A 15,584-nucleotide genomic window follows, 5' to 3' on the forward strand; every position below is an offset into this window, starting at 1 on the left:
CGGCACGGACGTGGACAAGCCGCGCAACCTGGCCAAGAGCGTGACGGTGGAGTAAGGCGGTCACCGACCGTGCGCGAGGCGCGCAGGGTCGATGCGGCGGCTCGACGGTGACGCGTCCGTCGAGCCAGGCCCGCGCAGCAAGTGATCCCCAGGCGTGGCCCGGCAGCGCGACGCTGAACGGCGATCTCAAGCACGGCAGGGAAGGCCAACAAGGACGGTTGGCGCGATTGCACGTCCGGCCATGACCGATGGCGCGCGCCCTGTCTAGCAGCGCAAGCAGGTGAACACGGTGCCGTGATCGAGTCGCCAGACGCCGATCTCGCAGATGCGGCCCTGCGGGAAGGTGGGGCAGAGTGTCTCGGTCAGCATGAGGTGCAGCCGGCCCGTGCGCCGATCCCAGCCAATGCAACGCGCCGCTTCGAACCCGAAGAAGCGCCCCACCGCACCGAACGCGGCCTTGAACAGACTCTCCTTGGCGGAGAATGCGGCGGTGATCAGGGCATCGTGTGACCAATGGGCACACCGTGCCTCATGCAGGAGCATCGCTTCGGCCGGGTCCAGCGCCGTGGCCAGCAACGCCTCGCGCATGTCGCCCTCGACCACGCCTTCGATATCGATGCCTACGCCTTGGTGCGTATCCCGCGGCAGCACGACCGCGCCGGCGTAGCGACCGGCGTGGGTGATGCTGCCGATGAAACCGGCCGGCCACAGCGGCTGGCGGGCGCTGCCGATCCCCACCTCGATGTTGTCGGCGCATCCCAGCGAGGCCAGCGCCGTGCGCGCGGCCAGGCGACCGAACAGAAACTCGGCCTGGCGCTTGGGCACGCTTCGTGCAATCGACGCCGGGCAGGCCATGCCGACGGTGGCAAACAACGATGGGTCGAACCAGCTCGGGCAATACTCGAGCAGGTGCAGGCGCGCGTCGATGCCAGGCAGCGGGGCGCTGCGGGCGGCAAGCAATGCACTGGCCTTGGCCGGCATCGGCACCGCACGCAGGTGCATCAGCCGCGGTTGCGCATGGTGGGGCCTGCTTCCGGCGGGCGCCACTGCAAGCGCAGCATCACCTGTGTCTGGCCGCCTGCACGGGGCGTGGTCGTCTGGCATGGAAGTCAATTTCCGGGGAGAGGGGGCCATCGCGCCGTCGCGCCAGTATTGCATGCAGGGGCCGGGCGGCCAGCCCAGGCCGTCGGTCGAGCTGCGGTGAACTTTAGGCCTGGCCCGGGCGGGCATTCAGCGTCGGTTTCAGCCGCGGTGCCATTCTCGGGGTCGTCAGCGGTTTTCAGCGACGAACTGTCCCAGATCTGCAAACTCCTGGGCCAAGGGGCGGTCGTAGAATCGAGTGACCGAGGCGCCGACGGACGTTGTACCGCCGCCCTCGCTGCAACCAGGCGCATCTCTCGACTTCAGTAACCTGTAACAGGAAACAAGAATGAACGTCCGCGAACTCCTGCAATCCAAGAAAGAAGCCATTGTCACCATCGACGTGGACGACACCGTCGGTGCCGCCGCCCACAAGATGAGCGCGCACAAGATCGCCGCGCTGGTGGTGATGAAGGACGATGCACCGGTAAGGATCATCTCCGAGAAGGACATCGTGCGCAGCCTGGCCGACGATGGCCCGCAGGCCGGTCGCCGCGTGATCGCCACCTTGCCCTCGGCGGGCCTGGAAGGCATCGCCCCGGATGCCACCCTCAAGCAGGCCATGGCGCTGATGACCTACTCGCGGCACCGCCACCTGATGGTCACCGAGGATGCGCGGCTGGTCGGCATCCTCAGCCTGGGCGATATCGTCAAGAACCTGCTGAGCGAGCTGGAGCTGGAAAAAGCCGTCCTGCAGGACATCTACATGGCCGCGCACTGACGCCAGTGCCATGCCCGGGTGACGTGCCGGCACCGCGCCCGGCACGCGCCTTTCACAGCAGCATCTTGACGTCGCGCGCCACCGGCGCGCTGGGCATCACGCCCTGCGTCCAGAAATGCTCCAGCGTGCCGCGCACGATGTCCAGCGAGGTCGAAGCGCCATTGCGCTCGCCGAACCGGCGCTTGTTGCCCGCCTGCAGCGCGAGCATGGCCATGTCCTGGTCGTTCACCCGCTTCAAAAAGGGCCAGGCCAGCAACCGCACCGCCCAGGCCGGGGCCCAGCGGCCTTCGACGTGCAGGGTGATGAACACGTCGGTTTCCACGGCGCTGCGCGGGGTGAAATGCAGGTCGATCAGCACGCGGCTGCCGTTGGCATAGGTGTACTCGAGCCGGGTGCTGCCCGGGGCGGCGAAGTGCGCGCGTTCGGCGGTGCGCTCGGATTCGAACAGGCGATACAGCAGCCCCGACTGCGCGGGCATGCCGCGATAATCCACCGTGAAGCCTTCGTCGGTGGGGCGGAAGCAGGCGGTGGCCTGCACGCGTTTGCCATCGCGGCGGACCAGGCCGGCGTGGATGAAATGGGTGTGCAGCGGGTCGAGGAAATTCTCCATCGCATCGACCACGTTCGCCGACCAGCGCGTGCGCCACAGGAAGCGACGGGTGGCGGGATCGGTGGCGCGGATCATGGCATTCGGCTGCTCGGCACCGGTGGCGGCCGGGCGCAGCCAGATGAAGCCATCCCGCTCGCAGGTGGCGAAGCGGCGGACGCTGATCGCAGGCGGCGCCTTGTCCGCTGGCAGGCCGGGCACGTCGCGCAGGCGTCCGTCCGCATCGAACGACCAGCCGTGGTACGGGCAGGCCAGGCGTTCACCGACCACGCAGCCGGACGAAAGCGGCGCATGGCGGTGCGGGCAGCGGTCTTCCAGCGCGATCAAGGCACCGCCGGCGGTGCGCGCCAACGCGATGTGCGTGTCCAGCAGGGTGACGGCCACTGGCCGGGTGCGCACCTCGTCGGCGCGGGCCACCGCGTACCAGTGGGTGGACAACAGGGGATGCCAGGGGGTCATAGGCCGAATCCGCGCAGCAGGGGGGTGCCGAGCCGGCACGTCAGGGAGGACAGCGCGGTCACCGCCAGGCGCGTGTGCCGGGGCAGGTGCCGCGCGAAGACGACGCTGTATTCGATGGCGGGCACCCCGCCACGCAACCGCTTGAACCCGGCCGCGCCCGCGCTGAAGTTCAGGCGCCAGCCGTTGGCCAGGCAGGCGCGATAGGCGCACGCGGTGGCCAGGCGGTACAGCGCCATTTTCTGCGGCTGCGCGGTGTCGTAGCCGACGATGGGCGCGGTGGCGGTGCGGCCCTGCCGGTACAGCCCCAGCACGCACGCCAGGCGGCCGTCGTCGGTGCGGAAGCCCTCGAAGGTGAGCAGGCCGGCGCGGTGCCACTGGCGCAGGAAGCGCGCGTCGTAAACGGGATTGAAGCGCGAGTGCTTGCCGATGTAGAGCAGCGCGTAGAGCTCGGCGATGCGCGCGTAGTCGGCCTCGGTCACGTCCTGGTCGCGGCAATGCTGCAGGGGTGTCCTGCGCAGCAGCGCCAGGTCCGCCTTGAGGTTGCCGTGCCGGCGCGCCAGGGTGTCGAAATCGTCGTACAGGTACACCTGGCGGCTGGTCACGCGCTGGCCGCCCACGGCCTCCAGCGCGGCGAGCCAGTCGGCATTGTCGTGCGCGTTGAGCGAGCGGAACCACAGCGTGTGCCCGGGCCAGCGGGCGATCGCCGCCTGCACCAGCGCGGCGGGATCGACCAGGCCGAGGGTGGGGTAGAGGTTGGTGGACAGCAGCCAGTTGGTGTTGGGAACGGCGCGGTCGAGCCCGCTCCACTGCAACGACCGGCCGAGCGAGGCGATCACGCGCAGCGCTACCGGCGCCGCCCAGCCGGGCAGGTAGCGCGCGCCTTCCTCGGCGGCATAGTCGGCGTAGGTGGTGCGCGGCGAGCACACCCAGGCATCGCCTGCGCGGCCGTCATGGATGCTGACGGGCAGGTCGCCGGCCGCGGTGGGCAGGGTGTCGATGCGCGCGTGCAGGTTGGGGACGTGCGTGCCCGCCCCGGGCCCGGCATGAAACGCGGCGAAGGCGCGCGCACTGGCCGCGAAGCGCGCGTCCGTGTCCGCCGGCATGCTCATGCCGACACGGTGTCCAGCGGTTCGCCATCCCACTCGATGTCCCGGGTGGCTGCTTCGCGCAGGGAGCATCGCTGGCGCAGCGCCAACCGGGCATAGGAGGCCAGGTCGAGCAGGCTGCCCAGCGGCGGCCGGCGGTCGCCGGCAACGGCGATCACGTCGTCGGCGCGCTGCCAGTCGTGCTGCCACGCGCGCGGCTGGCCGCGCCGCAGGGCGTCCTGCAGGCCGGCGCTGGCCATCAGCACCGCGATCATGCGCGCCCTGGGCGAGACCGGCTCGCGCAGGCCGCCGTCGCCCAGCAGTGCGGCCGGCAGGTCCACGTCGCTGGGGAACAGGTGCAGGCCACTGGTCGCGCGCGGATTGCACTCCAGGGCGTGCGCGCGGCCGTCGGCCGCCTCGATCCAGTCGAAGGACAGCTGGCCGCTGTAGTGCGTGCCGCGTACCAGCGCGGCGATCGCATCGCGCAGGGCCGGCCGCTGGACCGGTTCGAAGTAGTAGCTGGAGCTGCGCCGAAGCCGGTGCGTGGGCCGGTAGATCGCATGGGCCAGCAGGCGGCCGCGGTGGGCGATGGCATAGCTGCACAGTTCATCGCCGTGCAGATACGCCTGCACCACCCAGTGGCCCAGCGCCGGCAGCTCGACGGCATCGGCGGGAATGCCCTGCGGGTACAGCCGCACGTGCACGCCGAACCGCGAGAACTCCGGCTTGAGCACCACCGCGCGCCCCTGGGCCCACTCGCGCGCCTGCGCCAGGGTGCGCACCCGGCCGCTGTCGGGCACCGGCATGCCGTGCTGGCGCGCGGTGCGCAGGAAGTCCCACTTGCTGTGCAGCGCGGCCAGCACGTCGAAGTCGTCCACCGCCACCTGCAGGGTGGCCGGCAGGGCGGCGCGGTGGCGCGCCACGTGCAGGGCTTCCTCGCAGGTGGGCAGCACCAGGTCGATGCGCTGGTCGCGGACGATGCGGTTGAGGTCGGTGACGAACCCGCGGGCGTCGAAGCGCGCCGGTCGCAACGCGTGGGTGGCGGCTACGGCCGATGACCAGCCCGTCAGCCGGCAGGGAATGCTGTCGGCCACCTGCACGTGCCAGCCGAGGTGGTGGAAGCGGCGCGCGTGGTCCAGCGCCACCGGGGCGCGCCCGCCGAGGATCAGCACACGCCCGCTCATGGTTGCGCCTGCGGGCGCCACTCCGGGCAGTGCGAGGGCACCAGGCGCACCTGGGGCGCGGCCAGGTGCAGGGCATGCAGCTGGGCCAGCGTGTGGCGGTAGACGCCGGTACTGCCCAGCCACGCGGTGACCAGGGCCGGCGGCGGTGTGTTGTCGCGGATCGCCTGCGAGGACCAGCTGGCATCGGCCACCAGGAACACCGGGCCCTGGCCGTCATCGAACAGCGCGCCGTAGTGGCCGGCGGCATGCCCGGGCAGCGGCACCAGCAGCAGGCTGCCATCGCCGAACAGGTCCCTGCCGGCACCGAAGGCGGCCAGCGGCGCCGGCAATGGGACCGGGGCACGGTCTTCAAACCAGTGCGGCGGTGCGTGCTTCCACTGTTCCAGCAACGCCGGCAGCAGGCCGATGCGCAGGGCGCCCAGGCGCGAGCGCGCCTGCAGGTCGTCCCAGGCCTCGCGCGAACAGGCCACGCGCGCCTGCGGGAAATCGGCCAGGCCGCCGATATGGTCGCCATGCAGGTGCGACACCACGACCCAGGCGATCTGGCCGGGGTCGACGCCATCGCTTCGCAGCTGGGCGGCCAGCGATGCCTGCGGCCCGAGGTGGACCGGGGTCACCATGCGGTACAGGCGCTCGGGGAACGCCGCCGTCGCGTGCAGGAAGTGTTCGGAATAGCCGGTGTCGAACAGGATCCAGCCGTGCGTGGGGTGCCGCAGCAGCGCCACCAGCGCGGGGAACTCGCAGGTGCGCGTCGGCGCGCCCTGGCGGGTGGCGCGCTCGGGATGGGTGCAGTACCCGGCTTCGTAGAGCCGCCAGTCAAGCCGGACCATGTGCCCTCCACGCGTGCGCGTAGCGGGCCAGGCTCGCGGCCAGGTCGGTGTGCGGCTGGTAGGCCAGCTCGCGCCGTGCGCGGCCGATGTCCAGCGTCTGCGAATAACCGAGCACGCCCACCCCATAGCGGCTCAGGCGCGGCTCGGGCTGGCCGGGCCGGCACCGCGCCCACTGCTCGGCGAGCGTGGCCAGGGCCAGCGCCGCGCCGCGCGGCAGCGGCACCAGGCGTACCGGTTGGGCCAGCGCGGCAAACAGCGTTTCCAGCAGCGTGCGCACCTGCACCGGCGCGCCGTTGCTCACGTTGTAGGCGCGCCCGTCACCGGGCACGTCGGCATCCACGCAGTGCGCGATCAGCGCGACCAGGTTGTCGATGTGGGTGACGTCGATCAGGGCGCGGCCGCCATGGATCAGCGGGAACCAGCCGCGCGCGGCCACGGCCAGCAGGCGCGGCAGGATGGCGCGGTCGCCTTCGCCATACACCGCGCGCGGGCGCAGGATCAGGGTCTGCATGCCGTGGCCGGTGGCCGCAAGCACCTGGCACTCGGATGCCCACTTGCTGCGCGCGTAGTCGGTGATCCAGCGCGCGGGCGGCGTGAAGGCTTCGCCGAGGTCGTACTGGTCGCGGAACTGGAAGTAGATGCTGGGCGAGCCGAGGTGGATGAAGCGACGCACCCGGTGGCGGCGCGAGGCGTCGAGCAGGCGTGCGGTCGCGGTCACGTTCGCGCGCTGGAAGTCTTCGGCCCGGCCCCAGGGCGAGGACAGGGCCGCGCAATGCACCACGACCTCGCAGCCCTCCAGCAGGCCGTCCAGCGCGTCGCTGGCCAGGTCGGCGGGCAGGCGGCGGATCGTCGCGTTGCCCAAGGGCAGGCGTGTTTGATCGCGCCCGGTGGCGATGACCTGATGGCCCGTGGTGGCCAGCTGCGTGGCGACGTGCTGGCCGATGAAACCGGAGGCGCCGGTGACCAGGATCTGCGCCATGCTCAGTACCTCAGCACGGCGCCGGCGAAGGACAGCCCGGCACCGGAACCGACCATGGCAAACAGCTGGCCGCGGCGCAGGTCGCCGGCCTGGATGGCATGGTGCAGCGCCAGCGGGATGGAGGCGGCCATCTGGTTGCCGTGGGTCTGCAGGATGCGCACCAGCGAACCCGGCGGCAGCCGCAGCGCGCGTTGCAGGTGGTCCAGCGCCTTGGCGCTGGCCTGGTGCGGCACCAGCAGCGGCACCTGGTCGACCGTCACGCCCGCGCGCTGCAGCAGGGTCTGCATGAAGCCGGGCAGTTTCTGCGCGGCCAGCCGGTAGGTGGCGCGCCCGGACATCTCGAACTGCGAGGCGGCGGCGAACGCCTCGGCACCGTCGGCCAGGCGCACGCGCGTGCCGCCGGCGCGGACCTGGCAGAACCCGGTACCTTCGCTGAAGGTTTCCATGTGCGAGGCGAGCAGGCACGACCCACTGTCCTCCCCGGCGGCTTCCACGATCACCGCCGCGCCACCATCGCCGAACAACGCCGCGGTATCGGTGTCGTCCCAGTTGAGCCCGGCCGAGGCCACTTCGCCGGCCACCACCAACGCGCGCCGGTAGCGGTGCGTGGCCAGTGCCGCGGCCACCAGGTCCAGCGCGACGAGGAATCCGAGGCAGGTGGCGTTGATGTCGAAGGCAGGGATGCCGGTGCCGGCCAGGCCCAGCCGCTGATGCACGAGCGCGGCGGTGCAGGGGATGGCCTGTTCCATCACCCCACCGACACTGATCACCACGTCCACCTGGTCGGCGCGCAGCCCGGCGCGCTGCAGCGCGTCCTCGGCGGCCTGCGCGGCCATCATCGAGGCCGGTTCATCGGGGCCGGCGAAATGGCGGTAGTCGATGCCGGCGTGGCGCCGGGTCCAGCCGTCCGGCTTGCCCCAGTGCTGGTCGAAGGTCGTGGACGCGATGCGGCGCGACGGGATGTATTCACCGGTCGCGACGATGCGCAGGGGGATGGAGCGGGGAACGTCGTGATCCATTCGAGCTGTCGCCTCGCAGTAAAGTGCGCGGGCGCGTTCGAAGGGAGGAACGACGGCACGCGGTAGCTGCAGGGTGCAACCGACGCGGCAAAGGGTAGCAAATGGCGTGGGGTCGGCGGCAGGCGGCGCTACGGTCAGGGCGCCGGATCGAGCAGGTTCCCGTCGCGCGCCAGGTTGGCCAGGTCGTCGCGCAGCAGGCGGTAGGCGTCCTCGCGCGCCGCGCCGGGCGGTTGCCGCAGCACCCAGGCCGGGTGCACCGTGGCCAGTCCACGGGTGCCGTCTTCCAGCGTGTGCCAGCGGCCATGGTGCTCCATCAGGTTGAACCCGGCCCCGAACACGGCCGAGGCGGCGCTCGCGCCCAGGCACACGATCACCGCCGGGCGCACGTGTTCGATCTCGCTCAGCAGCCACGGGCGGCAGGCGTTGATATGGGTGACCTGCGCCTTGCTGTGGATGCGGCGCTTGCCACGCCGTTCGAAGCGGAAGTGCTTCACCGCATTGGTCAGGTACAGCGCCTTGCGGTCGATGCCCAGTTCGCCCAGTACACGGTCCAGCAGCTGGCCGGCCGGGCCGACGAAGGGATGCCCGCTGAGGTCCTCGGCATCGCCGGGTTGTTCGCCGACCAGCATCACCCGGGCATCGCGCGGGCCTTCGCCGAACACGGTCTGGGTGGCCGGCTCCCATAGCGGACAGCGGCGGCAGGCCGCTGCGGCGGTGCGCAGGGCGTCCAGGTCGTCGCCGTTGGCGGTGGCCGGCCCGCGCACCGCGATATGGCGTTCGGGAATGCGGCGTTGCGGGGCCTGCGCGGCGCGGTCATGCATGTCCTGCACGCGATCGCCGGCATCGCGCACCAGCGTGGGCAGCAGCGCGGCTTCGGGCAGGTGCTTCCAGTACTTGGCCGGCATTTCCAGCTGCATCATCCGCGTGTTGAGCCGGGCCGGATTGAAGATGCTGGCGTAGTAGGTGCGCCAGAGGTCTTCGTTGGCATCGGCACGCGGTGCCTGGTCCTGGGTGCCGCCGGGACCGAACGCGAGCGCGTGTCCGTCCCAGTGCACGCTGCGCGCGGGGGTGAGGATCGCCCAGCGCATGCCGGTGAAGCGGCGCGCGAAGAACGGTGCCACGCGGTCGAGGATGTGGTGGGTGGGTTCGAACCACGCGATGAAGGCATCTTCCTCGCCGGGCACTTCGCGGAAGCGCACGAAGGCCTTCATCTTGTGCGAATCGCGGCGCACCGCCTGCGCCAGCGCCATGGCGCGCAGCACGTCCGGGTCGGCCGGATTGGTCAGCAGGCCACGTTGCCCGTGGGTGATCCGCCACAGCATGCGGTACAGCAGTGCCAACCGCTGAGGCTCACCGTGGCACAGGCAGGTGGCGGCCAGTTCGAGGAAGTCGCGCGGCACCGCGGGCACGCGCGCCGGCGCATCGGCGGGCAGGGGTGCGTGCAGCACCGAGGGTGCGTCCAGCAGCGAGGACTCGCCGCCAGGCAGCCAATCCAGTTGTTCGGGTGCCACCTGCCGCTGCAGGGCCTCGCGCGCGACCGCCCGCCAGGCCTCCAGCGACCAGGCCGGGTCTACGCGCGCGCTCCAGCGCGGCGCGTCAGGACGCGCCGGCATCGCCAAACAGGGCGCCCTGCCGCGGCGGCGGGGCCAGGCGCGCGCGCAATGCGGTCGGGTTGTCCAGCGCCGCGCGCGGATGATGGTCGGCCAGTTGCACGAACGGCAGCAGCTTGCCCATCGGTGCACGCAGCCGCGCCACGTCGGCCACGCGCAGGCGGCCGTGCCGGCGCGCCATCAGCACGCGCTTGACGTTGCGCACGCCCAGGCCGGGAATGCGCAGCAGCAGTTCCTTCGGCGCGGTGTTGATGTCCACCGGAAAGCGCTCGGGATGGCGGATCGCCCAGGCCATCTTGGGGTCGATGTCCAGGTCGAGCATGCCGCCCTGGGTGGCGTCGGTGATTTCTTCCACCGCATAGCCGTAGAAGCGCAGCAGCCAGTCGGCCTGGTACAGGCGGTGCTCGCGCGCCAGCGGTGGTGCCTGCAACGGCAGTGCCTTGCTCGCATCGGGGATCGGGCTGAAGGCCGAGTAATACACCCGGCGCATGCGGTAGTTGCCGTAGAGGTTGTCGGCGGTGCCGAGGATCTGCTTGTCGCTGGCGCCGTCGGCGCCGACGATCATCTGCGTGCTCTGCCCGGCCGGGGCGAAGGCGGGGGCACGGGCAGAGCGGGCGCGCGGCAGCGGCGAGGCCAGGGCCCGGGCGGGGGTGGCCTTGCGCGCTTCCTTGGCCTCGTCGATGCGCCAGCTCAGCTCGCCCATCGCACCGCGGATGGACGGCATCGACTTCTCCGGCGCATAGCTGGCCAGGCCCGATTCGGTGGGCAGTTCGATGTTGATCGACAGGCGATCGGCATACCGGCCGGCCGCCGCCAGCAGCTCGGGCGAGGCCTCGGGAATGGTCTTGAGGTGGATGTAGCCGGCAAACCGGTGCTGCTCGCGCAGTTGCCGCGCCACCTCCACCATGCGCTCCATGGTGTAGTCGGCATTGCGGATGATGCCGCTGGAGAGGAACAGGCCTTCGATGTAGTTGCGCTTGTAGAAATCCATCGTCAGCGCGACCACCTCTTCCACGTTGAAGCGCGCGCGCTGCACGTTGCTGGACACGCGGTTAACGCAGTAGGCGCAGTCGTAGATGCAGAAGTTGGTGAGCAGGATCTTCAGCAACGACACGCAGCGGCCATCGGGCGTGTAGCTGTGGCAGATGCCGGCGCCCTCGGTGCTGCCGATCCCGCCGGACCGGGCGGAATTGCGCTTGCCTGCACCACTGGAGGCGCAGGAGGCATCGTATTTGGCGGCATCGGCAAGGATGGCCAGCTTGCGGATGGTTTCCATGCGCGCACGCTAGGACAGGCCCGTCTCATCCCTTGAGAATGGTGAAACGGTTCACTGAAGCGTTCAGACGTTCGACACGCCGGCCGCCGCCGCGGCTGATGAACCCGCCCTAGAAGGTGACCTTCACCGAGTCGGCGCTGTAGGTCGCCGGCCCATGGAACACCACTTCGATGTTGTTGCCATCCGGATCGAGCGCGAAGGCGGCGTAGTAGCCGGGATGGTAGGGGCGTTCGCCCGGCGCACCGTGGTCGGTGCCGCCGTTGGCCAGGGCGGCGACGTGGAAGGCGTCCACGGTGGCGCGGTCGCGTGCCTGGAAGGCCAGGTGGTGGCGGCCGGTGAGCTGGCCGGCGGCGGCCTCGCTGTCGGCGCTGGAGATGAACAGCTCATCGGCCCAGAAATACGTATCGCCTTCACCCCCGACGGGGATGCCCAGGGTATCGAACACGGCCTGGTAGAAGCGTCGGCTGGCGGCCAGGTCCTTGACCACCAGTTGCAGGTGGTCGATCAGGCGGCCGCGATGCAGTTCCATGGTCTCCATGCGCACTCCACAGGTTGGGCAGGTGCGCAGGTATACCACCGCGGCCCGCGCCCGGCATTGGCGCGATGTGCACCTTGCTGAGCGCCGCGCCGCCCCTTGCCGGGCGCGGGACGGGCCGCGCGATGGTCAACCCGCGCCGCGCGGCCCGCCCGACGCCCGCCGGATCAGGCGATCGGGGTGTTGGAGATGATCTCCACCCAGTAGCCGTCCGGGTCCTTGATGAAGGCCAGGTGCTTCATGCGGCCGTCTTCCAGGCGCTTCTGGTAGGGCACCTGGAGCGCGTCGAAGCGCTGGCAGGCGGCCTGGATGTCCGGCACGGACACGCAGATGTGGCCGAAGCCGCGCGGGTCGCTGTTGCCATCGTGGTACACCGCCCCGTCCTGGGTTTCGGTGCCGTGGTTGTGGGTCAGTTCCAGCACGCCGGGAATGCCGGCCATCCACACGCGGCGCGCATCATCGCCCTCGGGCACGACGGTGCCGGCCGGCAGCAGGGCCAGGAAATACAGGCTGAACCCGGCCTCGGCGAAATCACGCTGGTCGATCAGGCGGAAGCCGAGCACGCCGGTGTAGAAGGCCAGCGAGGCGGCCACGTCCTTCACGCGCAGCATGGTGTGGTTGAAAACGAAACCGGTGGTCTCGGCTGGCACCTGGGCGGCAACGCCGGGCTGGGTCTGGAAAGAAGCAAGGCTCATGGGGGATCCTGGGGCAGCGGGGGCCGTGCACGCGACGGCCGTCAGGCGCCATTTTAGCGGGCCGGTGGCAAGGCGACGTAGAATGCTGCGTCTCCTTGCACAGTCCTGGCCATGTCGCAGCGTGAATGGGTGGCCGCCGCCATCCGCAAGATCGAAGCCGATTTCAACCGGTCCGCCGATACCCACCTGATCCCGATGGATCTGCCGGGGCATCCGGGCATCGACCTGTACTTCAAGGACGAATCCAGCCATCCCACCGGCAGCCTGAAGCATCGGCTGGCGCGCTCGCTGTTCCTGTATGCGCTGGCCAATGGCTGGCTGCGCGAAGGGCGGCCGGTGATCGAGGCCTCCAGCGGCTCCACGGCGGTGTCCGAGGCCTACTTCGCGCGCCTGCTGGGGCTGCCGTTCATCGCGGTGATGCCGGCCACCACCTCGCCGGAGAAGATCGCCGCGATCGAATTCCATGGCGGCCGCTGCCACCTGGTGGAACGCGCCTGCGACCTGAACTGCGATTCGGAAAAGCTGGCGCGCGACACCGGTGGCCACTTCATGGACCAGTTCACCTACGCCGAGCGCGCCACCGACTGGCGTGCCAACAACAACATCGCCGAATCCATCTTCAAGCAGATGGCCGAGGAACCGCATCCGGTGCCGGAGTGGATCGTGTGCAGCCCGGGCACCGGCGGCACCGCCGCCACGCTGGGCCGCTATGTCAGCTATCGCCGGCATGACACCCGCATCCTGTGCGCCGACCCGGAAGTGTCGGTGTTCTATGACGGCTACTGCGCCGCGCTGGCGGGCGAGCCCTGGCGCGAGCTCACCTGCAGCGGCGGGTCGCGGGTGGAAGGCATCGGCCGGCCGCGGGTGGAATCGAGCTTCATCCCCACCAGTGTCGATGCGATGGTCAAGGTGCCCGATGCGTTGAGCCTGGCCGCGATGCGGCACGTGAGCCGGCAGCTGGGCCGCCGCGTCGGTGGCTCCACCGGCACCAACTTCATCGGCGTGCTGCAGGCGGCGCAGATGATGCGCCAGGCCGGCCGCAGCGGCTCGATCGTCACCATCCTGTGCGACAGCGGCGAGCGCTATGCGCACAGCTACTACAACCCGGACTGGTACCCGCGCCAGGGCATCGACGTGACCGACGCCGATGCCTTGCTGGCCGCCGCGGTGGCCGGGCAGGGCCTGCCCCTGCTGCCGTGCGCGTCGCTGGAAGCGTTGTACCCGGCCTGAAAGGATCAGCGGCGGGGCTTGTGCGGGCCGGCGGGCGATGCCATATGGTGGGGGAATGCCGCTACGGCGGCCCCGCTGTCTGGAGATGCCCGTGACACCCCCCAACCCCCTGCTCGATTTTTCCGGCCTGCCGCCGTTCGACCAGATCCAGCCCGAGCATGTTGCCCCGGCGCTGGACGTGCTGCTGGCAGAGGCCGAGGCCGCCGTCGCCGCCGCCGAAACCGTCAGCCCGGTCACCTGGGCCAGCTTCGTGGTGCCACTGGACGATGCCACCGAGCGGTTGGGGCGGGCCTGGGGCCAGGTCGGCCACCTGCAGGCGGTGGTCAACACCCCGGCGCTGCGCGAGGCCTACAACGCCAACCTGCCGCGGGTGACCCGCTTCGGCAGCGCGCTGGGCCAGAACCTGGCGCTGTACCGGCAGTACCGCGCGCTGGCCGCCAGCCCGGAGGCCGCGCAGTTCGATGCGGCCCAGCGCAAGGTGCTGGACAACGCGCTGCGTGATTTCCGCCTGGGCGGCGCCGAGCTGGACGAGGCCGGCAAGGCGCGTTTCAGCGCGATCATGGAGGCGCTGTCGGGCCTGTCGGCCACCTTCTCGCAGAACGTGCTGGATGCCACCGATGCGTGGTCGCTGCACGTGGAGAGCCGCGCCGAACTGGACGGGCTGCCCGGGGAAGTGATCGCCAGCGCACGCGCGGCGGCGGAAAAGGACGGCCTGCCGGGCTGGAAGCTGACCCTGCAGATGCCGTGCTACCTGCCGGTGCTCACCTATGCCCGCCACCGCCCGCTGCGCGAAGCGCTGTACCGCGCCAACGCGCAGCGCGCTTCCGAGTTCGGCGATCCGGCCCTGGACAACAGCGCCCACATCGACCGCGTGCTCGCCCTGCGCGCCGAACTGGCCGCCCTGCTCGGGTTCGCCAACTACGCCGAATACTCCATCGCCACCAAGATGGCCGATGACGCCGGGCAGGTGCTGCACTTCCTGCGTGATCTGGCCGCCCGCGCCAAGCCGCATGCGCAGCGCGACCGCGCCGCGTTGGACGCCTTCGCCCGCGACGAACTGGGCCTGGACACGCTGGAAGCCTGGGACCTCGCCTTCGCCAGCGAGCAGCTCAAGCAGGCCCAGTACAGCTACGCCGAGCAGGACGTGAAGCGCTACTTCACCGAACCCAAGGTGCTGGATGGCCTGTTCAGCGTGATCGAGGGCCTGTACGGGCTCAAGGTGCAGCCCGACAGCGCGCCGGTGTGGCACCCGGACGTGCGCTTCTTCCGGCTGGTGGATGCGCAGGGCGCCCTGGTGGGCCAATTCTACCTGGACCTGTACGCACGCGAAGGCAAGCGCGGCGGGGCGTGGATGGATGACGGCCGCAACCGCCGCGATACGCCTGCCGGCGTGCAGACGCCGCTGGTCTACCTGGTCTGCAATTTCGGCCGCGGCGCCGAGGGCAAGCCGGCCACCTTCAGCCACGACGAAGTCACCACCCTGTTCCACGAAATGGGCCATGGCCTGCACCAGTTGCTGACCCGCATCGGCGAGCTGGCCGTGGCCGGCATCAACGGCGTGGAATGGGACGCGGTGGAGCTGCCCAGCCAGTTCATGGAGAACTTCTGCTGGGAATGGGACCGCGTGCAGGCGATGACCGCGCACGTGGACAGCGGCGAACCGCTGCCGCGCGCCTTGTTCGACCGCATGCTGGCCGCGCGCAACTTCCAGAGCGGCATGTTCACCGTGCGCCAGCTGGAGTTCGCGCTGTTCGACATGCAGCTGCACAGCGGCTTCGACCCGGTGCAGGACACCGTGCTGCAGCTGCTGGACCGCGTCCGCGAGGAAGTGGCGGTAAACCGGCCGCCGGCCTGGAGCCGTTTCCCGCACCAGTTCAGCCACATCTTCGCCGGCGGGTATGCGGCCGGTTACTACAGCTACAAGTGGGCCGAAGTGCTCAGCGCCGATGCCTATGCCGCCTTCGAGGAAGCACCGGAGCGGGTGGCCGAGACCGGCCAGCGCTTCCGCGACGAGGTGCTGTCACGCGGCGGCAGCCGCAGCGCGGCGGAGAACTTCGCCGCGTTCCGCGGGCGTGCGCCGACGGTGGAAGCGCTGCTGCGGCATAACGGCATGGCGTGATCCCGGACCGGATCGCGCATGGCGCCATCCCGGTAGTGCCGGCCGCTGGCCGGCTCAGCGCGATCCCGCCGGCACATGACGTCATGCGTTCCGAG

General features: G+C 70.4%; 14 protein-coding genes. 3 read left to right on the forward strand and 11 right to left on the reverse strand.

Features of this window, described 5'->3' with window-relative positions; translation table 11 throughout:
- Window positions 1–264 precede the first annotated feature (264 nt).
- Window positions 265–1,158, reverse strand: a complete 894-nt coding sequence (locus RSA25_RS13755) for a 4'-phosphopantetheinyl transferase superfamily protein (protein WP_332809429.1) — start codon at window positions 1,156–1,158, stop codon at window positions 265–267.
- Between the two features lie 271 nt (window positions 1,159–1,429).
- Here RSA25_RS13755 and RSA25_RS13760 point away from each other — a divergent pair, with 271 nt between their 5' ends.
- Window positions 1,430–1,861 (forward strand): CBS domain-containing protein, encoded by a 432-nt coding sequence (locus RSA25_RS13760; RefSeq protein ID WP_332809430.1) that lies wholly within the window; start codon window positions 1,430–1,432, stop codon window positions 1,859–1,861.
- Between the two features lie 52 nt (window positions 1,862–1,913).
- Here the strand turns inward: RSA25_RS13760 and RSA25_RS13765 are convergent, their stop codons facing one another.
- From RSA25_RS13765 to gloA, 10 genes are all read right to left on the reverse strand, one after another.
- Window positions 1,914–2,927 (reverse strand): aromatic ring-hydroxylating dioxygenase subunit alpha, encoded by a 1,014-nt coding sequence (locus tag RSA25_RS13765; RefSeq protein ID WP_332809431.1) that lies wholly within the window; start codon window positions 2,925–2,927, stop codon window positions 1,914–1,916.
- Window positions 2,924–4,036 (reverse strand): hypothetical protein, encoded by a 1,113-nt coding sequence (locus RSA25_RS13770; protein ID WP_332809432.1) that lies wholly within the window; start codon window positions 4,034–4,036, stop codon window positions 2,924–2,926. The genes RSA25_RS13765 and RSA25_RS13770 overlap by 4 nt, the downstream gene beginning before the upstream one ends.
- On the reverse strand, window positions 4,033–5,196 hold the full coding sequence (locus RSA25_RS13775) for an ATP-grasp domain-containing protein (RefSeq protein WP_332809433.1): 1,164 nt from the start codon (window positions 5,194–5,196) through the stop codon (window positions 4,033–4,035). The genes RSA25_RS13770 and RSA25_RS13775 overlap by 4 nt, the downstream gene beginning before the upstream one ends.
- Complete coding sequence (locus tag RSA25_RS13780) at window positions 5,193–6,026, reverse strand: MBL fold metallo-hydrolase (RefSeq protein ID WP_332809434.1); 834 nt, start codon at window positions 6,024–6,026, stop codon at window positions 5,193–5,195. The genes RSA25_RS13775 and RSA25_RS13780 overlap by 4 nt, the downstream gene beginning before the upstream one ends.
- Window positions 6,013–7,005 carry an NAD(P)-dependent oxidoreductase gene (locus RSA25_RS13785; protein ID WP_332809435.1) on the reverse strand — a complete coding sequence of 331 codons (993 nt, stop codon included), beginning with the start codon at window positions 7,003–7,005 and terminating at the stop codon, window positions 6,013–6,015. Before RSA25_RS13785 ends, RSA25_RS13780 begins: the two co-directional genes overlap by 14 nt.
- 2 nt (window positions 7,006–7,007) lie before the next feature.
- Window positions 7,008–8,024, reverse strand: a complete 1,017-nt coding sequence (locus RSA25_RS13790; RefSeq protein WP_332809436.1) for a beta-ketoacyl-ACP synthase 3 — start codon at window positions 8,022–8,024, stop codon at window positions 7,008–7,010.
- 134 nt (window positions 8,025–8,158) lie between these two features.
- The gene (locus tag RSA25_RS13795; protein WP_332809437.1) at window positions 8,159–9,637 is read right to left on the reverse strand and encodes a UdgX family uracil-DNA binding protein; all 1,479 of its coding nucleotides are present in this window, start codon (window positions 9,635–9,637) and stop codon (window positions 8,159–8,161) included.
- Entirely contained in the window at window positions 9,621–10,910 is a 1,290-nt protein-coding gene (locus tag RSA25_RS13800) for a putative DNA modification/repair radical SAM protein (protein ID WP_332809438.1), read from the reverse strand. Before RSA25_RS13800 ends, RSA25_RS13795 begins: the two co-directional genes overlap by 17 nt.
- A gap of 109 nt (window positions 10,911–11,019) precedes the next feature.
- Window positions 11,020–11,448, reverse strand: a complete 429-nt coding sequence (locus RSA25_RS13805; protein WP_332809439.1) for a VOC family protein — start codon at window positions 11,446–11,448, stop codon at window positions 11,020–11,022.
- 164 nt (window positions 11,449–11,612) lie between these two features.
- Window positions 11,613–12,140: a lactoylglutathione lyase gene (gene gloA, locus RSA25_RS13810; RefSeq protein ID WP_332809440.1), complete on the reverse strand. Its 528-nt coding sequence runs from the start codon at window positions 12,138–12,140 to the stop codon at window positions 11,613–11,615.
- 111 nt (window positions 12,141–12,251) lie between these two features.
- Between gloA and RSA25_RS13815 the strand changes: the two genes are divergently transcribed.
- Both RSA25_RS13815 and RSA25_RS13820 read left to right on the forward strand, forming a co-directional pair.
- Entirely contained in the window at window positions 12,252–13,370 is a 1,119-nt protein-coding gene (locus RSA25_RS13815; RefSeq protein WP_332809441.1) for a PLP-dependent cysteine synthase family protein, read from the forward strand.
- 85 nt (window positions 13,371–13,455) lie between these two features.
- Window positions 13,456–15,489, forward strand: coding sequence for a M3 family metallopeptidase (locus tag RSA25_RS13820; protein WP_332809442.1), 2,034 nt, complete (start codon window positions 13,456–13,458; stop codon window positions 15,487–15,489).
- Window positions 15,490–15,584: the final 95 nt, after the last annotated feature.

Source organism: Stenotrophomonas sp., from assembly GCF_036662295.1.
Lineage (GTDB): Bacteria > Pseudomonadota > Gammaproteobacteria > Xanthomonadales > Xanthomonadaceae > Stenotrophomonas.

Bases quoted from the DNA above. Each gene is read 5' to 3' on its own strand.
- gloA (WP_332809440.1), bottom strand. From the start codon at position 12,140: ATGAGCCTTGCTTCTTTCCAGACCCAGCCCGGCGTTGCCGCCCAGGTG.
- RSA25_RS13820 (WP_332809442.1), top strand. From the start codon at position 13,456: ATGCCCGTGACACCCCCCAACCCCCTGCTCGATTTTTCCGGCCTGCCG.
- RSA25_RS13800 (WP_332809438.1), bottom strand. From the start codon at position 10,910: ATGGAAACCATCCGCAAGCTGGCCATCCTTGCCGATGCCGCCAAATAC.
- RSA25_RS13780 (WP_332809434.1), bottom strand. From the start codon at position 6,026: ATGGTCCGGCTTGACTGGCGGCTCTACGAAGCCGGGTACTGCACCCAT.
- RSA25_RS13760 (WP_332809430.1), top strand. From the start codon at position 1,430: ATGAACGTCCGCGAACTCCTGCAATCCAAGAAAGAAGCCATTGTCACC.
- RSA25_RS13765 (WP_332809431.1), bottom strand. From the start codon at position 2,927: ATGACCCCCTGGCATCCCCTGTTGTCCACCCACTGGTACGCGGTGGCC.
- RSA25_RS13755 (WP_332809429.1), bottom strand. From the start codon at position 1,158: ATGCAATACTGGCGCGACGGCGCGATGGCCCCCTCTCCCCGGAAATTG.
- RSA25_RS13795 (WP_332809437.1), bottom strand. From the start codon at position 9,637: ATGCCGGCGCGTCCTGACGCGCCGCGCTGGAGCGCGCGCGTAGACCCG.
- RSA25_RS13785 (WP_332809435.1), bottom strand. From the start codon at position 7,005: ATGGCGCAGATCCTGGTCACCGGCGCCTCCGGTTTCATCGGCCAGCAC.
- RSA25_RS13790 (WP_332809436.1), bottom strand. From the start codon at position 8,024: ATGGATCACGACGTTCCCCGCTCCATCCCCCTGCGCATCGTCGCGACC.
- RSA25_RS13815 (WP_332809441.1), top strand. From the start codon at position 12,252: ATGTCGCAGCGTGAATGGGTGGCCGCCGCCATCCGCAAGATCGAAGCC.
- RSA25_RS13805 (WP_332809439.1), bottom strand. From the start codon at position 11,448: ATGGAGACCATGGAACTGCATCGCGGCCGCCTGATCGACCACCTGCAA.
- RSA25_RS13775 (WP_332809433.1), bottom strand. From the start codon at position 5,196: ATGAGCGGGCGTGTGCTGATCCTCGGCGGGCGCGCCCCGGTGGCGCTG.
- RSA25_RS13770 (WP_332809432.1), bottom strand. From the start codon at position 4,036: ATGAGCATGCCGGCGGACACGGACGCGCGCTTCGCGGCCAGTGCGCGC.